The sequence below is a fragment of the Mesorhizobium sp. M7A.F.Ca.CA.002.05.1.1 genome, from assembly GCF_003998335.1.
Lineage (GTDB): Bacteria > Pseudomonadota > Alphaproteobacteria > Rhizobiales > Rhizobiaceae > Mesorhizobium.
Genome location: NZ_RZQI01001615.1, coordinates 1 through 504, shown reverse-complemented (window position 1 = coordinate 504; position 504 = coordinate 1). Strand labels below are relative to the sequence as shown.

Genomic DNA, 504 nt, shown 5'->3' with positions numbered 1-504 from the left:
GCCGCTGACGGTCAGCTATCTCATCATCGGGATGGGGCTGCTGGTGCTGTTCAACTGGGCCGGCGTGCCGAAATCGCTGCTTGCCGCCGGCATCGGCCATGTCGTGATCAACCTGCCGCTGTGCTTTGCCATCATCTACAGCCAGATGGGCGACCACCAGATCAACATCGAGCGTGCCGCGCGCGACCTCGGCGCGCCGGAATGGAAGGTGCTGCTGCTGATCACCGTGCCGGTCATGGCGCCGGCCATTTTCGCAGCTTTCTTCCTGTCGATGACCTTCTCCTGGGACGAGTTCGTGATCTCCTTCCTGCTCACCCGCTTCGACACCACGCTGCCGGTCGAAATCTGGAACCTGCTGCGCTCCGGCCTTAACCCCAAGACCAACGCCGTCGGCTCGCTGGTCTTCGCCGTCTCCATCGTGCTGGTGGTGCTGTTCGAACTGACATTGCTGCGCAGGAGAAAGGCATGACCGCGCCTTTGGTCGATATTCGTGCCGTCTCGCAT

Annotated in this window: 1 protein-coding gene; it reads left to right on the top strand. The window is 61.9% G+C overall.

Annotation, left to right across the window (positions count from 1 at the left end; all coding sequences use genetic code 11):
• Window positions 1-469: ABC transporter permease (locus EN939_RS37355; RefSeq protein WP_127272146.1), on the top strand; the 469-nt coding region annotated here is incomplete at its 5' end.
• Window positions 470-504 lie beyond the last annotated feature (35 nt).